General features: G+C 72.2%; 11 protein-coding genes. 5 read left to right on the top strand and 6 right to left on the bottom strand.

Annotated elements, in window-relative coordinates:
- Positions 1 to 18 precede the first annotated feature (18 nt).
- The 3 genes from BLW85_RS11915 to BLW85_RS11905 form a co-directional block, all read right to left on the bottom strand.
- Positions 19 to 1,227, bottom strand: coding sequence for a branched-chain amino acid ABC transporter substrate-binding protein (locus BLW85_RS11915; RefSeq protein WP_070028703.1), 1,209 nt, complete (start codon positions 1,225 to 1,227; stop codon positions 19 to 21).
- Between the two features lie 591 nt (positions 1,228 to 1,818).
- The gene (locus tag BLW85_RS11910) at positions 1,819 to 2,307 is read right to left on the bottom strand and encodes a hotdog fold thioesterase (RefSeq protein ID WP_074992032.1); all 489 of its coding nucleotides are present in this window, start codon (positions 2,305 to 2,307) and stop codon (positions 1,819 to 1,821) included.
- A gap of 46 nt (positions 2,308 to 2,353) precedes the next feature.
- On the bottom strand, positions 2,354 to 4,657 hold the full coding sequence (locus BLW85_RS11905) for an FdhF/YdeP family oxidoreductase (RefSeq protein ID WP_074992031.1): 2,304 nt from the start codon (positions 4,655 to 4,657) through the stop codon (positions 2,354 to 2,356).
- 196 nt (positions 4,658 to 4,853) lie between these two features.
- On the opposite strand from BLW85_RS11905, the gene polA reads away from it, so the two are divergent.
- The 3 genes from polA (at position 4,854) to BLW85_RS11890 (ending at position 10,264) form a co-directional block, all read left to right on the top strand.
- Entirely contained in the window at positions 4,854 to 7,580 is a 2,727-nt protein-coding gene (gene polA, locus BLW85_RS11900; RefSeq protein WP_074992030.1) for a DNA polymerase I, read from the top strand.
- A gap of 236 nt (positions 7,581 to 7,816) precedes the next feature.
- Positions 7,817 to 8,215, top strand: coding sequence for a hypothetical protein (locus tag BLW85_RS11895; RefSeq protein ID WP_107409108.1), 399 nt, complete (start codon positions 7,817 to 7,819; stop codon positions 8,213 to 8,215).
- Between the two features lie 282 nt (positions 8,216 to 8,497).
- Positions 8,498 to 10,264, top strand: a complete 1,767-nt coding sequence (locus BLW85_RS11890; protein ID WP_074992028.1) for a lytic transglycosylase domain-containing protein — start codon at positions 8,498 to 8,500, stop codon at positions 10,262 to 10,264.
- A gap of 166 nt (positions 10,265 to 10,430) precedes the next feature.
- On the opposite strand, the gene hrpB is transcribed toward BLW85_RS11890, so the two are convergent.
- Both hrpB and BLW85_RS11880 read right to left on the bottom strand, forming a co-directional pair.
- A complete protein-coding gene (gene hrpB / locus BLW85_RS11885; protein WP_074992027.1) occupies positions 10,431 to 12,950 on the bottom strand; it encodes an ATP-dependent helicase HrpB in 2,520 nt (839 codons plus the stop codon).
- A gap of 61 nt (positions 12,951 to 13,011) precedes the next feature.
- Positions 13,012 to 13,869: a class I SAM-dependent methyltransferase gene (locus BLW85_RS11880; RefSeq protein WP_208624963.1), complete on the bottom strand. Its 858-nt coding sequence runs from the start codon at positions 13,867 to 13,869 to the stop codon at positions 13,012 to 13,014.
- A gap of 351 nt (positions 13,870 to 14,220) precedes the next feature.
- Here BLW85_RS11880 and rpsA point away from each other — a divergent pair, with 351 nt between their 5' ends.
- Entirely contained in the window at positions 14,221 to 15,714 is a 1,494-nt protein-coding gene (rpsA, locus tag BLW85_RS11875) for a 30S ribosomal protein S1 (RefSeq protein ID WP_074992026.1), read from the top strand.
- A 117-nt stretch (positions 15,715 to 15,831) separates the two neighbouring features.
- On the opposite strand, the gene BLW85_RS11870 is transcribed toward rpsA, so the two are convergent.
- Positions 15,832 to 16,794, bottom strand: coding sequence for a right-handed parallel beta-helix repeat-containing protein (locus tag BLW85_RS11870; protein WP_070028510.1), 963 nt, complete (start codon positions 16,792 to 16,794; stop codon positions 15,832 to 15,834).
- 229 nt (positions 16,795 to 17,023) lie between these two features.
- Between BLW85_RS11870 and BLW85_RS11865 the strand changes: the two genes are divergently transcribed.
- The gene (locus BLW85_RS11865; protein ID WP_070028509.1) at positions 17,024 to 17,962 is read left to right on the top strand and encodes a proteasome assembly chaperone family protein; all 939 of its coding nucleotides are present in this window, start codon (positions 17,024 to 17,026) and stop codon (positions 17,960 to 17,962) included.
- Positions 17,963 to 18,010 lie beyond the last annotated feature (48 nt).

The following is an 18,010-nucleotide window of genomic DNA, read 5'->3' as shown; positions in this document are numbered from 1 at the left end:
CTGCGGTGTGTTCCGGGACTACTTCGGGTTGGCCGTACCGCTCTTGACGGACTTCCACGCGCCGCCCACGACCTGGTAGACGGTCAGCTGCTTGTTCGTGGTGTCGCCGTACTCGTCGAACGAGATCTTGCCGGAGATGCCGTCGAAGCTGTTGTGCTGGACGGCGTCGACGACCTTGGCGCGGGCGTCGTCCGGGATCTTGCCGTCCTTCACGACCTGGCCGACGGCCTTGATGATCGCGGTGGTGGCGTCGTAGGAGTACGAGCCGTACGTGCCGTAGTCGCCCGGGTACTTCTTGGCCTTGTAGGTGGCCACGAAGTCCTTGGCGGCGGGCAGGGTGTCGACGGGGACGCCGATGGAGGTCACCAGGTCGCCCTCGGCGGCCTTGCCGGCGGTCTTGATGTAGGTCGGGGTGAACATGCCGTCGCCGCCGAACAGCGGGATCTTGGCGCCGGCGTCCTTGAGCTGCTTGGTCAGCACCTGGGACTCGTCGTACTGGCCGCCGTAGTAGAGCAGGTCGGCACCGGAGTTCTTGATCTTGGTGACGAGCGTGGAGAAGTCGCGGTCGCCCACGCTGACGTGGTCGGTGCCGATGACCTGGCCGCCCTGCTTGACGAACTGCTCCTTGAAGAGCTTGGAGAGGCCCGCGCCGTAGGTCTGCTTGTCGTCGACGACGAACGCCTTCTTCTTGTGCAGGCCGTTGTAGGCGTAGTCCGCGGCGAACGCGCCCTGGAGGGCGTCGGTGGTCGCGGTGCGGAAGTAGGTCTTGAACGGACGGACCTTCTTGGTCTGCCAGTTCTTGCCCTGGGTCAGCTCCGGGGCGGTGTTGGACGGGGAGATCTCCACCAGGTTGGCGGTGTCCAGCACCTGCTGCATCTGCGTGGCCACACCGGAGTTGAGCGGGCCGACCACACCGAGGACGTCCTTCTCGGCGACCAGCTGGGTGGCGTTCTGCTGGCCGGTGGCGGGGATCGCCTTGTCGTCCAGCGCCTTGACCTTGAAGGTGACGCCCGGGACCGTCTTGTTCTTGTTCGCGTCGTCCACCGCGATCTGGGCGCCGTACTGGATACCGAGGCCCGTCGCGGAGTTCTGACCGGTCAGCGGCGCGTCCACGCCGATGGTGACCGTCACGTTGCCACTGTCGCCGCCCTTGCCGTCATTGTTGCGGGAGCCGCAGGCGGTGAGAGTCAGAGCTCCGGTCGTCAGTACGGAGGTAAGAATCACCAGAGAACGCTGTCGCACAATCGATCCTTTCCGCGGGCATGGGCGGTCCCTTCGAGGGACGGCGAAGTGCCGCGTCGGTACCGAACTCCCGTTGGAGCGGTGACTGGCCGTGACTCTAAGCCCGCTATGGAGACCTGAGCATCGCCGTGCGCGCGCTTGTGACTTTCTTGTTATGACGGGATGGACGGATGAGTTCCGGCGGGGATACTCTCGGCCGGTTTGGCGGAATTTCCGTGAGGTCCACATTTTGAGAATGCGCACTTCCGGTTGGCCGTGGACCAGCGGGCCCGGCACGCCGGGCCCGCGGGGGCCGGGGGCGGCCCGGAAAGATCACCCGGGGGCTCGTCCGGGCGGGGGAGGCAAGGGCGCTTATTGCATGCGTGTTACGCAGTGTTACGAGCAGAAAGAAAGGTGCGCCATACAGGAATTTCGGGTGGCCGGACGCCGACATATCCGCACTGATCCGATGTGCCCACCAGGCCCGGACGATGGAATTCCGTTTCTCCGCCGCACGGGAAGAAAAGGCGGCAAAAAACGAGAAAGGCCCGGTCAGCCCCTTGGCGGGGGCGGACCGGGCCTTTGTCTCGCGGACCGTCAGGCGGAGGTGGGCGCCTGCGCGCCGTCCTGCGGCCGGACGTCGCGCAGCATGCAGGTCAGCCGGGCGCTGCACACCCGGCGGCCCTGCTCGTCGCTGATCACGATCTCGTACGTCGCCGTCGACCGGCCCCGGTGGACGGGCGTGGCCACGCCGGTCACCAGGCCCGAGCGGATGCCGCGGTGGTGGGTGCAGTTGAGGTCGACGCCGACCGCGACCTTGGTGCTGCCGCCGTGCAGCATGGCGCCGACCGAGCCCAGGGTCTCCGCCAGCACCGCCGAGGCGCCGCCGTGCAGCAGGCCGTACGGCTGGGTGTTGCCCTCCACCGGCATGGTCCCGACGACCTTGTCCGCGGCGGCCTCGACGATCTGCACGCCCATCCGCGTGCCGAGGTCCCCGGCCGAGAACAGGGCGGGCAGGTCCACGCCGAGCGCCGCGTACTCGTCTATGACCTCCTGCGGGAATCTCACCTGCTGCTGCTCGCCCATGGGCCGGCTCCGTTCGTCGTACACCTGTCTCTGGCTGAGCGAACGCTCAGTCGGTCGCCGATTGTTCCAGACGGCCTTCCGTGTGCGCCTCCAGGCGTACGATCACCGACTTGCTGGCCGGGGTGTTGCTGGTGTCCGCGGTCGCGTCCAGCGGCACCAGCACGTTCGTCTCCGGGTAGTACGCCGCCGCGCAGCCCCGGGCCGTCGGGTAGAGCACCACCCGGAACCCGGGCGCCCGCCGCTCCACGCCGTCCCGCCACTCGCCGACCAGGTCCACGTACGCGCCCTCGGCGAACCCGAGCGCGCGCGCGTCCTCCGGGTGCACCAGCACCACCCGGCGGCCGCCCTTGATGCCCCGGTAGCGGTCGTCCAGGCCGTAGATCGTGGTGTTGTACTGGTCGTGCGAGCGCAGCGTCTGCAACAGCAGCCGCCCGGCGGGCAGTTCGGGGAACTCCACCGGTGCCGCGGTGAAGTTCGCCTTGCCGGTGGCGGTCGGGAAGCGGCGCTCGTCGCGCGGCGCGTGCGGCAGCGCGAAGCCGCCGGGCCGGGCCACCCGCGCGTTGAAGTCGGCGAACCCGGGGATCACCCGCCCGATCCGGTCGCGGATCGCCGCGTAGTCCTTCTCGAACTCCTCCCACGGCACCACGCTCCGCTCCCCGAGCACCGCGCGCGCCATCCGGCACACGATGGCCGGCTCGGACAGCAGATGGGCGCTCGCGGGCGCCAGTCGGCCGCGCGAGGCGTGCACCATGCCCATCGAGTCCTCGACGGTCACGAACTGCTCGCCGCTCGCCTGCACATCGCGCTCGGTGCGGCCGAGGGTGGGCAGGATCAGCGCCCGCGCGCCGGTGACGGTGTGCGAACGGTTCAGCTTGGTCGACACGTGCACGGTCAGCCGCGCCCGCCGCATCGCCGCCTCGGTCACCTCGGTGTCCGGGGAGGCGGAGACGAAGTTGCCGCCCATGGCGAAGAACACCTTCGCCTCGCCGTCGCGCAGCGCGCGGATCGCCCGTACGACGTCGTACCCGTGCTCCCGGGGCGGCGCGAAGCCGAACTCCGCCTCCAGGGCGTCCAGGAAGCCGGGGGCGGGGCGCTCGAAGATGCCCATGGTGCGGTCGCCCTGCACGTTCGAATGGCCGCGCACCGGGCACACGCCCGCCCCCGGCCGGCCGATGTTGCCGCGCAGCAGCAGGAAGTTGACCACCTCGCGGATGGTCGGCACGGAGTGCTTGTGCTGGGTGAGGCCCATGGCCCAGCAGACGATGGTCCGCCGCGAGGCGAGCACCATCTCCAGCGCCTGCTCGATCTCCGCGCGGCTCAGGCCGGTCGCGGTCAGCGTCTCCTCCCAGTCGGCCGACCGGGCGGCCCGCGCGAACTCCTCGAAGCCATGGGTGTGTTCGCGGACGAACTCCTCGTCGACCGCGCCCTCGGTCTCCAGGATCAGCTTGTTGAGGAGCCGGAAGAGCGCCTGGTCGCCGCCGATGCGGATCTGGAGGAACAGATCGGTGAGCGCGGCGCCCCGGACGAGGCCCTGGGGGGTCTGCGGGTTCTTGAACCGCTCCAGACCCGCCTCGGGCAGCGGGTTGACGCTGACGATCTTCGCGCCGTTCGCCTTGGCCTTCTCCAGCGCGGAGAGCATGCGCGGGTGGTTGGTGCCCGGGTTCTGGCCCGCCACGATGATCAGGTCGGCCTTGTACAGGTCCTCCAGCAGGACGCTGCCCTTGCCGATGCCGATGGTCTCCGACAGCGCCGAGCCCGAGGACTCGTGGCACATGTTCGAGCAGTCCGGCAGGTTGTTCGTGCCCAGCTCGCGCGCGAAGAGCTGGTACAGGAACGCCGCCTCGTTGCTGGTGCGGCCCGAGGTGTAGAAGACCGCCTCGTCCGGGGAGCCGAGCGCGGCGATCTCCTCGGCGATGATGCCGAAGGCGCGCTCCCAGGTGACCGGCTCGTAGTGCGCCGCGCCCTCGGGCAGGTACATGGGGTGGGTGAGCCGCCCCTGCTGGCCCAGCCAGTACCCGCTGCGGGTCGCCAGGTCGGCCACGGGGTGCGCGGCGAAGAACTCCGGGGTGACCCGGCGCTTGGTGGCCTCCTCGGCCACCGCCTTCGCGCCGTTCTCGCAGAACTCCGCGGTGTGCCGGTGGTCCGGCTCCGGCCAGGCGCAGCCCGGGCAGTCGAAGCCGCCCTTCTGGTTCACCCGCAGCAGCGTCAGCGCGGTGCGCCGCACACCCATCTGCTGCTGGGCGATGCGCAGGGTGTGTTTGATGGCCGGCAGCCCCGCCGCCGCGTGCTCCGGCTCCGCGACCTGCGGCGCGTCCTGCACCGGATCGCCCTTGGGCGGCTTCGTCGCCATCGCAACGCTCCCCTTCGACTGCGTGTGCCGTGTACGCAGGGATCCTCCCACGAGGGGGTGACGGCGGGTACGGCTGCCTCGGCCCTCCTTCCGCCCGGCCGTCCCGCCGTGCCGTGACGCCGGTCACCGCGCGCGGGGCCCGCCCGGCGAAGGCGGACGGTCCGGACTGTCGGTGGGGCGTGGCAGGATCGGTGGCGTGGCAGAGAAAGCATCGAAGAAGACCGACCAGACCCCCGGCGGTACCCGTCCCCGGCTGATGCTCATGGACGGGCACTCGCTGGCCTACCGCGCGTTCTTCGCGCTGCCCGCGGAGAACTTCACGACCGCGACGGGCCAGCCGACGAACGCGATCTACGGCTTCGCGTCGATGCTGGCCAACACCCTGCGCGACGAGGCGCCCACCCACTTCGCGGTGGCCTTCGACGTCTCCCGCAAGACCTGGCGCTCGGAGCGCTTCACCGAGTACAAGGCGAACCGCTCCAAGAGCCCGGACGAGTTCAAGGGCCAGGTCGAGCTGATCGGCGAGCTGTTGGACGCGATGAACGCCCCGCGCTTCGCCGTCGAGGGCTTCGAGGCGGACGACGTCATCGCCACCCTCGCCACCCAGGCCGAGGCCGAGGGCTTCGAGGTGCTGATCGTCACCGGCGACCGCGACTCCTTCCAGCTGGTCAGCGAGCACACCACCGTGCTGTACCCGACCAAGGGCGTCTCGGAGCTGACCCGGTTCACCCCCGAGAAGGTCCAGGAGAAGTACGGCCTGACGCCCGCCCAGTACCCGGACTTCGCCGCCCTGCGCGGCGACCCGTCCGACAACCTCCCCGGCATCCCCGGCGTCGGCGAGAAGACCGCCGCCAAGTGGATCAACCAGTTCGGCTCCTTCGCCGAGCTGGTCGAGCGCGTCGACGAGGTCAAGGGCAAGGCGGGCCAGAACCTCCGCGACCACCTGGAGTCGGTCAAGCTCAACCGCGTCCTGACCGAGCTGGAGCGCCAGGTGGAGCTGCCCAGGGCGGTCACCGACCTGGAGCGCCTGCCGTACGACCGCAAGGGCGTCGCGATGGTCCTGGACACCCTGGAGATCCGCAACCCGTCGCTGCGCGAGCGCCTGTTCGCGGTGGACCCCGGCGCCGCCGAGTCCGAGACCACGCCGGTCGCCGCCGAGGGCGTGGAGATCGACGGGAGGGTGCTGCGCACCGGCGAGCTGGCCCCCTGGCTCGGCGAGCACGGCACGCGGCCCCTGGGCGTCGCCACCGTCGACACCTGGGCGCTGGGCACCGGCTCGGTCGCCGAGGTCGCCCTGGCGGCGGCCGGGGGAGCGGCCGCCTGGTTCGACCCCGCCGAGCTGGACGAGGCCGACGAGAACGCGTTCGCGGCCTGGCTGGCGGACGCGGAGCGCCCCAAGGTGTTCCACGACGCCAAGGGCGCCATGCGGGTCTTCGCCGAGCACGGCTGGCGCGTCGAGGGCGTGCGCATGGACACCGCGCTCGCCGCCTACCTGGTCAAGCCGGGCCGCCGCTCCTTCGACCTGGACGCGCTGTCGCTGGAGTACCTGCACCGCGAGCTGGCGCCGGCCGCCGCGGCCGACGGCCAGCTGGCCTTCGGCACCGACGAGGCCGCCGAGGCAGAGGCCCTGATGATCCAGGCCCGCGCCGTGCTGGATCTGGGCGAGGCCTTCGCGAGCCGCCTGGACGAGGTCGGCGCCGCCGACCTGCTGCGCGACATGGAGCTGCCCACCTCCGCGCTGCTCGCCCGCATGGAGCGGCACGGCATCGCCGCCGACCGCGCCCACCTGGAAGCGATGGAGCAGATGTTCGCGGGCGCGGTGCAGCAGGCCGTGAAGGAGGCGCACGCGGCCGCGGGCCACGAGTTCAACCTGGGCTCGCCCAAGCAGCTCCAGGAGGTCCTCTTCGGCGAGCTGGCCCTGCCCAAGACCAAGAAGACCAAGACCGGCTTCACCACGGACGCCGACGCGCTGGCCTGGCTCGCCACCCAGACCGACAACGAGCTGCCGGTGATCATGCTCCGCCACCGCGAGCAGGCCAAGCTCCGCGTCACCGTCGAGGGCCTGATCAAGACCATCGCGGGCGACGGCCGTATCCACACCACCTTCAACCAGACGGTGGCCGCGACCGGCCGGCTGTCCTCCACGGACCCGAACCTCCAGAACATCCCGGTGCGCACCGACGAGGGCCGGGCCATCCGGCGCGGCTTCGTCGTCGGCGAGGGCTTCGAGTCCCTGATGACCGCCGACTACAGCCAGATCGAGCTGCGGGTGATGGCCCACCTCTCCGAGGACGAGGGCCTGATCAGGGCGTTCACCTCCGGTGAGGACCTGCACACCACCGCCGCCTCCCAGGTCTTCGGCGTCCCGCAGTCCGCCGTGGACGCGGAGATGCGCCGCAAGATCAAGGCGATGTCGTACGGCCTGGCGTACGGGCTGTCCGCCTTCGGCCTCTCGCAGCAGCTGAACATCGAGGCGGCCGAGGCCCGCGCCCTGATGGACGCCTACTTCGAGCGGTTCGGCGGCGTCCGCGACTATCTGCGCCGCGCGGTGGACGAGGCCCGGGCCACGGGCTACACGGCGACCCTCTTCGGCCGCCGCCGCTATCTGCCCGACCTCAACAGCGACAACCGCCAGCGCCGCGAGGCCGCCGAGCGCATGGCCCTCAACGCGCCGATCCAGGGCACGGCCGCCGACATCGTCAAGATCGCCATGCTCAAGGTGGACGACGCGCTGCGGGCCGCGGAGCTGAAGTCCCGGATGCTGCTCCAGGTCCACGACGAAATCGTGCTGGAGGTCGCCCCCGGCGAGCGCACCGCCGTCGAGGAGATCGTCCGCCACGAGATGGCCCACGCCGTGGACCTGCGCGCCCCCCTCGACGTCTCGGTCGGCGTGGGCCCGGACTGGGAGTCGGCGGCGCACTAGCCCGCCGCGCACCGGCCTCCGGCGCCGCGGTGCCTCGCGCTGCGGTGAGGGGCCGCACTCCGTGGGAGTGCGGCCCCTCACCGGTACCGGAGGACGCGGCGGCGCCCGGCCGCCGCAACCCGGGATCGCCCATTCCGTGCCCGCACCACAAAGACGGCCCAACCCCCGGCGGGACCGTCACTCACGTGGCCCCCGCCAAAACGCCCCCCGGCCCCCGCAGCCGCAAAACTGCGGGCATGGGTATACGCATGCTTCACCGCCGGACGCCCGAGGCAGTCACCCGGGTCTGGGCGGACACCGCCTCGGCGCAGGCACCGACCGCCTCGCCGGTCCCGGCCCTCGCGGCCGGCGCAAGCACCGCCCGCATCCCGGCCGACCCGGCCACGACCGTCCGCAGGGCCGCCGAGCACGTCCGGCGCGGGCTCACCGACCGGGCCAGGGCGGTCAGGACCGGCCACGCCCCCGACTGGCGCCAGTGGGCCGATCTGGCCCGCGGCTATCTCGCCCTCGCGCTCACCCTGATCCCCCGCACGCGCCCCCGGCCCACCCTCACGGTCTTCGTCGCGTCCCCCGCCGAACGACCGGCCCCCCGCCACCGCGACCCCCGCGATCCCGGCCCGAGCGCCGCCCTCTGAACGACCGGCCCCTCCCGCGCCGTTGTCACCGTCCTGGCGGATCGCCGGGCGCGCCATGGCAACGACAGTTGGCCAACCGGTGAAAATCGGGCATGAACGGGTGCCCGCACAAAGCAAGTTGTCGTAGGGTCGCCTGCGGCGCCGTGCCTGGCGCACGGTCGCACAGCCATCACCACGTGGAAGGCGGCACAGGGGCAACCGGAACACCGGGTCAACCGTCACACCAGGGCGAGACACACAGACGGAAACGGACGCACGACGTCCACGGGAGGGGTTCACTCTATGGCGGCGCATTTCGGCAGGCGGCTCCGCAAGGGAGCGGCGACCACGGCCGTGGCCGCGGCAGCGGTCGCGGCACTCTCCGCTTCCCAGGCTCCGGGAGTGACCGGCGACGACCACGGCAGACAGACGGCGGCCGGCGCCTCCGCCCCCGTACCCGACGCCGCCGGCGACGACGCCACGGGCAACTCGCCCTACTACACGGACCTGCCGCCGCTGAACAGCCCCAAGCCCAGCCCCTCGCCGACCACCGGCACCCCGGTCGTGCAGGGCGAGGCCGAGGCCGGCATACCGGCCACGGTGCTCGACGCGTACAAGAGGGCCGAGGCCGAACTGCGCACCTCCAAGCCCGGCTGCAACCTGCCCTGGCAACTCCTCGCCGCCATCGGCAAGGTGGAGTCCGGCCAGGCCCGCGGCGGCCAGGTCAGCGCCGACGGCACCACGCTGAGCCCGATCCTCGGCCCGGTGCTCGACGGCAACGGCTTCGCGCTCATCAAGGACACCGACCACGGCGAGTACGACGGCAACAGCCGGTACGACCAGGCCGTCGGGCCCATGCAGTTCATCCCGTCCACCTGGGCCTGGGCCGGCCGCGACGGCAACGGCGACGGCAAGAAGGACCCCAACAACATCTACGACGCCGCCCTCGCCGCCGGCCACTACCTGTGCCGCGGCGACCGGGACCTGTCCCGCGAGGCCGACCTGCACGCCGCGATCCTCGGCTACAACGACTCGCAGGACTACCTGAACACCGTCCTGTCGTGGATGGAGTACTACCGCAAGGGCACCTACACCGTGCCCGACGGCAGCGGCGGCCTGCCCGCCCACCGCAGCGACGACGGCACCCCGCACGGCGGCACGTCCCCGAAGCCCTCGAACCCGCACACGCCGGGACGGCAGGACCCGAAGGGCCCCACCGCACCGGCGAGTCCGTCGCCCACGAACCCGGGCGACGGCAAGGACGGCGGCCCGAGCACCGAGCCGCCCACGACGCCCGGCACCCCGCCGGCCACGCCGCCCACCGCCACCGACACCGTGGACCACCTCCGGGACACGGGCACCACCCGGCTCACCGCGATGGCCGGGCACGCCTTCACGGGGGCGATCGGCGCCCGCGCCGAGACCAAGGCCGGCGCGCCGGTGGCGAAGGTCCGCATCCGGTTCACCATCACCGGGGACACCGACACCACCTTCACCGGCGGCGAGAGCGTCGCCACGGTCGCCACCGACGCCCAGGGCGTGGCCAAGGCCCCGGCGCTCCAAGCGGGCGAGAAGACCGGCGACTTCAAGGTCACCGCCACCGTCGTGGGCCGCTCGCTCAAGGGCGTCGACTACCAGGCGACCGTCACCGAGCGCGCCGCCGACGCCCTCACCGCCACCGCCACCGGCGACACACCGCCCACCTGCACCCCGGGCGGCGAGTTCGCGGACCGGATCCAGGTGAAGGCGACCTACAAGGGCGCCGTCGCGGACCAGGTCGCGGCCACCGCCACCCTGGTCACCTCCGCGGCCGACCCCGCCGAGAACACCAAGGGTCCCTACTTCAAGGACGCCGACGGCAAGGCCGTACGCACCCTCACCGGTCTGAAGACCGACGCCAAGGGCCTGCTGACGCTGCCGAAGCTGTACGCCGACGACACCACCGGCACCTTCCTGCTCCGCATCACCACCCCCGGCGGCGGCACCCTCACCGTCCAGCTGAAGGTCGCCGCGGACGACACCGCCACGACGAGCCCGTCCCCGTCCCCGAGCCCGTCCGCCTCCTCCTGACGGACCGGGCCCTTGTGGACCGGCACGGCGCCCTCCCCGCTTCCGGCGGGGAGGGCGCCGTCGTTCGCGCGCGGCCTCCCGTCGCCCGGACGTGACACACCGTCAGCAGTCGTCCCCCCCCCGTCCGCCCGCACTCCCCGAACCGCCGCCGCCGGCGGTCTCCCGGTCAGCGCCTGAGCCGCGCGTTGGTGTGCCGGGTGGGCTCGGCACCCGCCGGGTCCTCGGGCCACGGGTGCTTCGGATAACGGCCGCGCAGCTCCGCCCGTACGCTCTGGTAGCCGTCCCGCCAGAACGACGCCAGGTCGGCCGTCACGGCGGCCGGCCGGCCCGCGGGGGAGAGCAGGTGCACCAGCAGCGGGACGCCCGCCACCGACGGCGTCCGCGCCAGCCCGAACATCTCCTGGAGCTTGACCGCGAGCACCGGCCGTTCCGGGTCCCGGTAGTCGATCCGGATCCTGGACCCGCTCGGCACGGTGATCCGCTCGGGCGCCAGCTCGTCCAGCCGGACCGCCTCCCCGCTCGCCCAGGGCAGCAGCCGCGTCAGCGCCTGCCCGGCGTCGATCCGCGCCAGGTCCGCCCGGCGCCTGGCCCGGCCCAGCTCCGGCTCCAGCCACTCCGCCCAGCGCGCCCGCAGCGCCTCGTCCGAGACGTCCGGCCACGGTTCCCCGAGGCGGGCGCGCAGGAACGCCAGCCGCTGCCGCAGCACCCGCGCGTCCGGCGTCCAGCGCAACAGGCCGAGCCCCTCCTGGCGCAGCCCGTCGAGCAGCGCCGCCCGCACCAGCTCCGGCGCCGCGTCTCGCAGCGGCCGCACGGCCGACTCCACCGCCCCCAGCCGCTCGACACGCCGCGCCACGACGTCGCCCTCGGCCCAGCGCACCTCGTCCCGCTCCACCGACACCGCCCCGGCCGCGGCCCGGGCCACCTCCTCCGGCACGGCGGCCCCCAGCCGCACCCGGGCATGCCCCTTGCCGCCCGGCCGGTCGGCGACGGCCACGACGATCCACGGTGCACCCCGCAGCGCCGAACCCTCCGCCACCTCGGCCCGCGTCCCGGACACCATGAGGTACGACCCGCCGTCCCACTTCGCGATCCGCTCGGGGAAGGCGAGCGCGGCGACCAGCCCGGCGAGGTGCTCGTCACCGGTGCCCGGCCCGGCGCCGAGGGCACCCTCCGGCCGGCCGGCGGACGGCCCGGGCGACTCCGCCGACACCGCCCGCAGCCGCCGCACCTCCGCGGCCCAGCGCCCCGCGTAGGCGTCACCCCCGCGCCGCGCGCGCCGCAACGCGGCGGCGAGATCGTCGCCGTACTCCCGCGGCACCTCCTCCGACAGCAGCGCGACCACCTCGGCCCCCGCGCCCGCGGTGTCGAGCAGGGCCCGCCCCAGCCGGGGGTGGACGCCGAGGCGGGACAGCCGCACCCCGCGGTCGACGGCCCGGCCCGCAGAGTCCACCGCGCCCACCGCCGCCAGCGCGGAGCGCGCCGCCGCCATCGCGCCGGGCGGCGGCGGATCAAGCAGCGCGAGGCCCGAGGCGTCCGGGTCGCCCCAGCAGGCCGTCTGGAGGGCGAAGGCGGTCAGATCGGCCACCTTGATCTCCGGCGCCGGAAACGCCGGCAGACGGCCGTCCTCGGCCTCCGCCCAGCACCGGTACACCGTCCCCGGCGCCTCACGCCCGGCCCGGCCCGCCCGCTGCCGCCCGGCCGCCCGCGAGGCCCGCACCGTCGTCAGCCCGCCGATCCCGCGCGCATGGTCCACCCGCGGCTCCCGGGCGAGCCCCGAGTCCACCACCACCCGCACCCCGGGCACCGTCAGCGAGGACTCCGCGACCGACGTCGCCAGCACCACCCGGCGCCGCGCCCCGGGCGCCAGCACCGCCTCCTGCACGGCCGCCGGTGCCCGCCCGTGCACCTGGAGGACGTCCACCGCGCCCAGCTCCCCCAGCTGTCCGGCCACCCGCGCGATCTCGCCGACCCCCGGCAGGAAACACAGCACGTCACCGTCCCGCTCGGCCAGCGCCCGCCGCACCACCGACGCCACGTGCGCCAGCAGCGCCGGGTCCACCCGCATCCCGTGCGGCGGCCGCACGGGGCGCACGGGCGGCGCCCACACCACCTCCACGGGATGGCTCACGCCGGTCGCCTCCACCACCGGCGCCCCGCCCAGCAGCCGCGCCCACCCCTCGGCGTCCGTGGTCGCCGACGCCGCCACCAGCCGCAGCTCCGGCCGCAGGGTCTGCCGCACGTCCCACAGGAAGGCCGCCGCCGTGTCGGCGTCCAGATGCCGTTCGTGGCACTCGTCGAGCACCACGACGTCGGCCCCGGCCAGTTCCTGGTCGCGCTGGAGCCGCTGCAACAGCACGCCGGTGGTCACGACCTCCACCCGGGTGCGGCGGCCCACGGCCCGCTCGCCGCGCACCGTGAAGCCCACGCTCTCGCCGGGCCGCTCGCCCAGCAGCCACGCCATCCGCCGGGCCGCCGCGCGCGCCGCGATCCGCCGCGGCTCGGCCACCACGACCCGCCGCGCGGGACCGTCCCCGACCAGCCCCGCCAGCACCAGCGGCACCAGTGTCGTCTTGCCGGTGCCGGGCGGCGCCACCAGGACGGCGGTGCCGCCGTCCGCGAGCGCGTCGGTCAGGGCGGGCAGGGCGGAGCGCACGGGCAGCGCGTCCAGGGCGTCGTCACGGATCACGCCCCCCAGTGTCGTACGGCGGCCGAGAGGCCCCGCACGCCCGGTGGGCTGCCCGCTCCGGTCAGTCCCGCTCGCACACGAAGATGGCCGTGCCCGGGATCAGGCCGCCCCGCAGCGGGGACCAGCCGCCCCACTCGGAGCTGTTCCAGGCCGGCCACTCCGGCTCGACCAGGTCCACCAGGCGCAGACCCGAGGCCACGATGTCCCGCACCCGGTCGCCGAGCGTCCGGTGGTGCTCCACGTAGACCGCCCGGCCCTCCTCGTCCTGCTCCACGTAGGGCGTGCGGTCGAAGTAGGAGGCGGACACCGACAGGCCCTCGGGACCCGGCTCGTCCGGGAACGCCCAGCGGATCGGGTGGGTCACCGAGAAGACGAACCGCCCGCCCGGCCGCAGCACCCGCCGCACCTCGCGCAGCACCAGGCGCGGGTCCGCGACGAACGGCAGCGCGCCGTACGCCGAGCACGCCAGGTCGAAGGAGCCGTCCGCGAAGGGCAGCGCGCCCGCGTCCGCGCACACCAGCGGGAACGAACCGCCGATGCGCAGCGCGTGCTGGAGCTGGCGGTGCGAGAGGTCCAGGGCCACCGGGCGCGCCCCCTGGGCGGCCAGCCAGCGCGCGCACTGGGCCGCGCCGGCGCCGATCTCCAGGACGTCCCTGCCCTTCAGGTCCTCCGGCGGGCCGAGCAGCTCGGCCTCCACCTCGTCCAGCCCCTCCGGGCCCCACACGAACCGGTCGTCGCCGAGGAACGTGCCGTGCTCGACCTGGTACTCGTCCGCGTTGCGGTCCCACCAGCCGCGGTTGGCCCGGCTGCTCTCCGCGACCCCGGCGTCACGGCGGGTGGCTTCGGGCTCGAACCCCTCGGGCTCGGGCCGTTCCGGCTCTTGGATGATCGGCTCCCTCGTCGTAATCTTCCGTCCGATCCACCGGACGGCGGTAGGCCGGAGAAGGGGTCGCACGGCCCCGTCACGCGGTCCTGGGGGACATTCTTGCGCCGGGTATGCGGCCGTCTGTCCCGGGTGTCCGCCTTCGCGCATTGACCCTGTCCGGCTGCCCCCGTATGCTACAAGTTGCGCTGCGGGCCTGCGCACCTCAGACGTAGCAGGCTGCGCTCGCATCTGTATGTATGTCCCCTCGGTTGTCGAGGCGCCACTGGTCACCCGGTGTCCTTTTGGTTGGCGCTTCCTTGGCTGTCCGGCTTCTGCAGAGCGAAACGGGCTCCCGGCGTAAGCAGTACCTACGACTTCAATGTCCGTACCGGAGCCCTTTCCCACATGACGAGCAGCACCGAGACCACCGCCACCACCCCGCAGGTAGCGGTCAACGACATCGGTAACGAGGAAGCCTTCCTCGCAGCGATCGACGAGACGATCAAGTACTTCAACGACGGCGACATCGTCGACGGCGTCATCGTGAAGGTCGACCGGGACGAGGTCCTGCTCGACATCGGTTACAAGACCGAAGGTGTCATCCCGAGCCGCGAGCTCTCGATCAAGCACGACGTCGACCCGAACGAGGTCGTCGCCGTCGGCGACGAGATCGAGGCCCTTGTCCTCCAGAAGGAGGACAAGGAAGGCCGCCTGATCCTCTCGAAGAAGCGCGCCCAGTACGAGCGTGCCTGGGGCACCATCGAGAAGATCAAGGAAGAGGACGGCATCGTCACCGGTACCGTCATCGAGGTCGTCAAGGGTGGTCTCATCCTCGACATCGGCCTCCGCGGCTTCCTCCCGGCCTCCCTGGTCGAGATGCGCCGCGTCCGCGACCTCCAGCCGTACGTCGGCAAGGAGCTCGAGGCGAAGATCATCGAGCTGGACAAGAACCGCAACAACGTGGTCCTGTCCCGCCGTGCCTGGCTGGAGCAGACCCAGTCCGAGGTCCGCCAGACGTTCCTCACGACCCTCCAGAAGGGTCAGGTCCGCTCCGGTGTGGTCTCCTCGATCGTCAACTTCGGTGCCTTCGTGGACCTGGGTGGCGTCGACGGTCTGGTCCACGTCTCCGAGCTGTCCTGGAAGCACATCGACCACCCGTCCGAGGTCGTCGAGGTCGGCCAGGAGGTCACCGTCGAGGTCCTCGACGTCGACATGGACCGCGAGCGTGTCTCCCTGTCGCTGAAGGCGACCCAGGAAGACCCGTGGCAGCAGTTCGCCCGCACCCACCAGATCGGCCAGGTCGTGCCCGGCAAGGTCACGAAGCTGGTTCCGTTCGGTGCGTTCGTCCGCGTGGACGAGGGCATCGAGGGTCTGGTCCACATCTCCGAGCTGGCCGAGCGCCACGTGGAGATCCCGGAGCAGGTCGTCCAGGTCAACGACGAGATCTTCGTCAAGGTCATCGACATCGACCTCGAGCGTCGTCGCATCAGCCTCTCGCTGAAGCAGGCCAACGAGTCCTTCGGCGCCGACCCGTCGGCCGTCGAGTTCGACCCGACCCTGTACGGCATGGCCGCGTCCTACGACGACCAGGGCAACTACATCTACCCCGAGGGCTTTGACCCCGAGACCAACGACTGGCTCGAGGGCTACGAGAAGCAGCGCGAGGAGTGGGAGCGCCAGTACGCCGAGGCGCAGTCCCGCTTCGAGCAGCACCAGCAGCAGGTCATCAAGTCCCGCGAGGCCGACGCCGCTGCCGCGGCCGAGGGCGGCGAGGTTGCGGCTCCGGTCGCGACCGGTGGCGGCTCGTACTCCTCCGAGGGTGCGGACAACTCCGGCGCCCTGGCGTCGGACGAGGCGCTGGCCGCGCTGCGCGAGAAGCTCGCCGGCGGCCAGAGCTGATCTCAGGCCGCTGAGGCTTGACAGGTAGCTGCTGAGGGGCTCCACCTTTCGAGGTGGGGCCCCTCAGGGTTTTCCCGGGCGGTCCGCCGTGGGTCGCCGCCCGGTTCCCCGTGCCCCTCAGCCGGTCACCTGGATGTTGGTCAGGCCCTTGCCGTCCGTCACCGTGTTCGAGCTGTAGACCGTCGTCCGGCAGTCGGCGCCGTAGTTGGTGACGTCGATGGCCAGCCGGGTGGATCCCGTGGCCCCCGTCAGGGTCGACCTGTTGCCCTTGAAGACCGTGCCGCAGCCCCAGCCGGGCTGCTGGCTGTGGGTCTGGTAGCCGTCGTTGCTGGTGCGGGTGCCGGTGTTGTCCTGGACCAGGACGTCGTTGCCCTTCACGTCGACCCAGGAGTCGTCGTAGTTGGCGCCGGTCAGGCCGCTGCCGTCGAAGGTGTTCCCGATGATCCGGGTACCGGTCGTGCCCTCCTTGACGTCGACGTTCTCGCCGCCCACGTCCGGGCCGATGGTGTTGTCCAGGATCTGGATGCGGTCGCTCTTGTCGGACAGGGTGTTGGCGGTGCCGACGTACACGCCCTCGCCCATGCCGTCGCCGTCGTTCCCGGTGTCGTAGATCCGCGAGTTCCTGATCACGCCGTCCGTGCTGGAGTTGCGGAAGTGCACCCCCTCCATCGCCGGCCCGTGCACCGTGACGCCGTCCACGGTCACGCCCGTGGAGGCGTCGATCACGATGCCCTTCTGGCCGCCGGCCACCGTGAGCCCGCTGACCGTCCAGTAGGAGGCGCCGTTCAGATGGAGGCCGTAGCCGCCGCCGGCGGTGAGCACGGCCTCGGCGGAGCCGGTGAGGGTGATGCGGGCGGACGCGGTGGCCGGCGTGGTCGCGTTGAAGTTCCCGCTGTAGGTGCCGTCGGCGAGATGGATCGTGTCGCCGGGCCGCGCGTTCGCGAGGGCGGTCTTCAGCTGGGCCGCGGTCGTCACCTCGACGGTGGAGGCGGCGACGGCCGGACTCGGCGCGGCGAGGAGCAGACCGCCGGTGACGGCGGCCGCGCCGAGCAGGGCGGTGAGCGGCGTGCGTGGACGCATGGGGGCTGCCTTCCTGGCGTACGGGCGCTTGGTCTCATACTTCGGGGGCGGCGCGAATCTCATACATGAACCACGGCCGTCATCGTGAACGACGGTCTCCGTGAAGGTACGGACCAGGTGACGGGGCGTCAAGGTGCCCCGAGAGCGACCGCCGATCCACGGCGTGTCGCGGGAATGGTCCCGTGCCGGGGCACGTTGTAGGAGTGGAACAGGAGGAGGAGCGGTCACAGTGCTTGATCCGCAGGGTTTGTACGCATGGGAGCCGAAGGGCCTCGCCGTGGTCGACATGGCGCTCGCCCAGGAATCGGCCGGCCTTGTCATGCTCTACCACTTCGACGGATACATCGACGCGGGCGAGACCGGTGACCAGATCGTCGACCGGCTGCTCGACTCACTGCCCCACCAGGTCGTGGCGCGCTTCGACCACGACCGCCTCGTGGACTACCGGGCCCGCCGGCCCCTGCTCACCTTCAAACGCGACCGCTGGACCGACTACGAGACCCCGGCCATAGAGGTCCACATCGTCCAGGACGCCACCGGCGCCCCCTTCCTGCTGCTGTCCGGGCCCGAGCCGGACGTGGAGTGGGAGCGTTTCTCGACGGCCGTACGGCAGATCGCCGACCGGCTCGGCGTGCGCCTGGCCGTGAACTTCAGCGGCCTGCCCATGGGCGTGCCGCACACCCGCCCCGTGGGCCTGACCCCGCACGGCAACCGCGCGGACCTCGTCCCCGGCCACCGCAGCCCCTTCGAGGAGGCCCAGGTGCCCGGCAGCGTGGAGCAGCTGGTGGAGTACCGCCTCATGCAGGCGGGGCACGACGTGCTGGGAGTCGCCGCACACGTGCCGCACTACGTCGCCCGCTCCCCGTACCCGGACGCCGCCCTGACCGTCCTGGAGGCGATCACCGCGGCCACCGGACTGGTCCTGCCCGGCATCGCGCACTCCCTGCGCACCGAGGCCCGCCGCACCCAGACCGAGATCGACCGCCAGATCCAGGAGGGCGACGAGGAACTGACCTCGCTCGTCCAGGGACTTGAGCACCAGTACGACGCGGCGGCCGGCGCCGAGACCCGGGGCAACATGCTCGCCGAGCCGGTGGAGATCCCCTCCGCGGACGAAATCGGGCGCGAGTTCGAGCGGTTCCTGGCGGAGCGGGAGGGCGAGGCCTGACCACCGGCCGGCCCTGCCGCCGTCCGTGGCAGGGCCTAAGCTTCCGCT

The organism is Streptomyces misionensis, assembly GCF_900104815.1.
In the GTDB taxonomy this organism is placed as follows: domain Bacteria; phylum Actinomycetota; class Actinomycetes; order Streptomycetales; family Streptomycetaceae; genus Streptomyces; species Streptomyces misionensis.
This window is presented reverse-complemented; position numbering and strand designations above follow the sequence as displayed.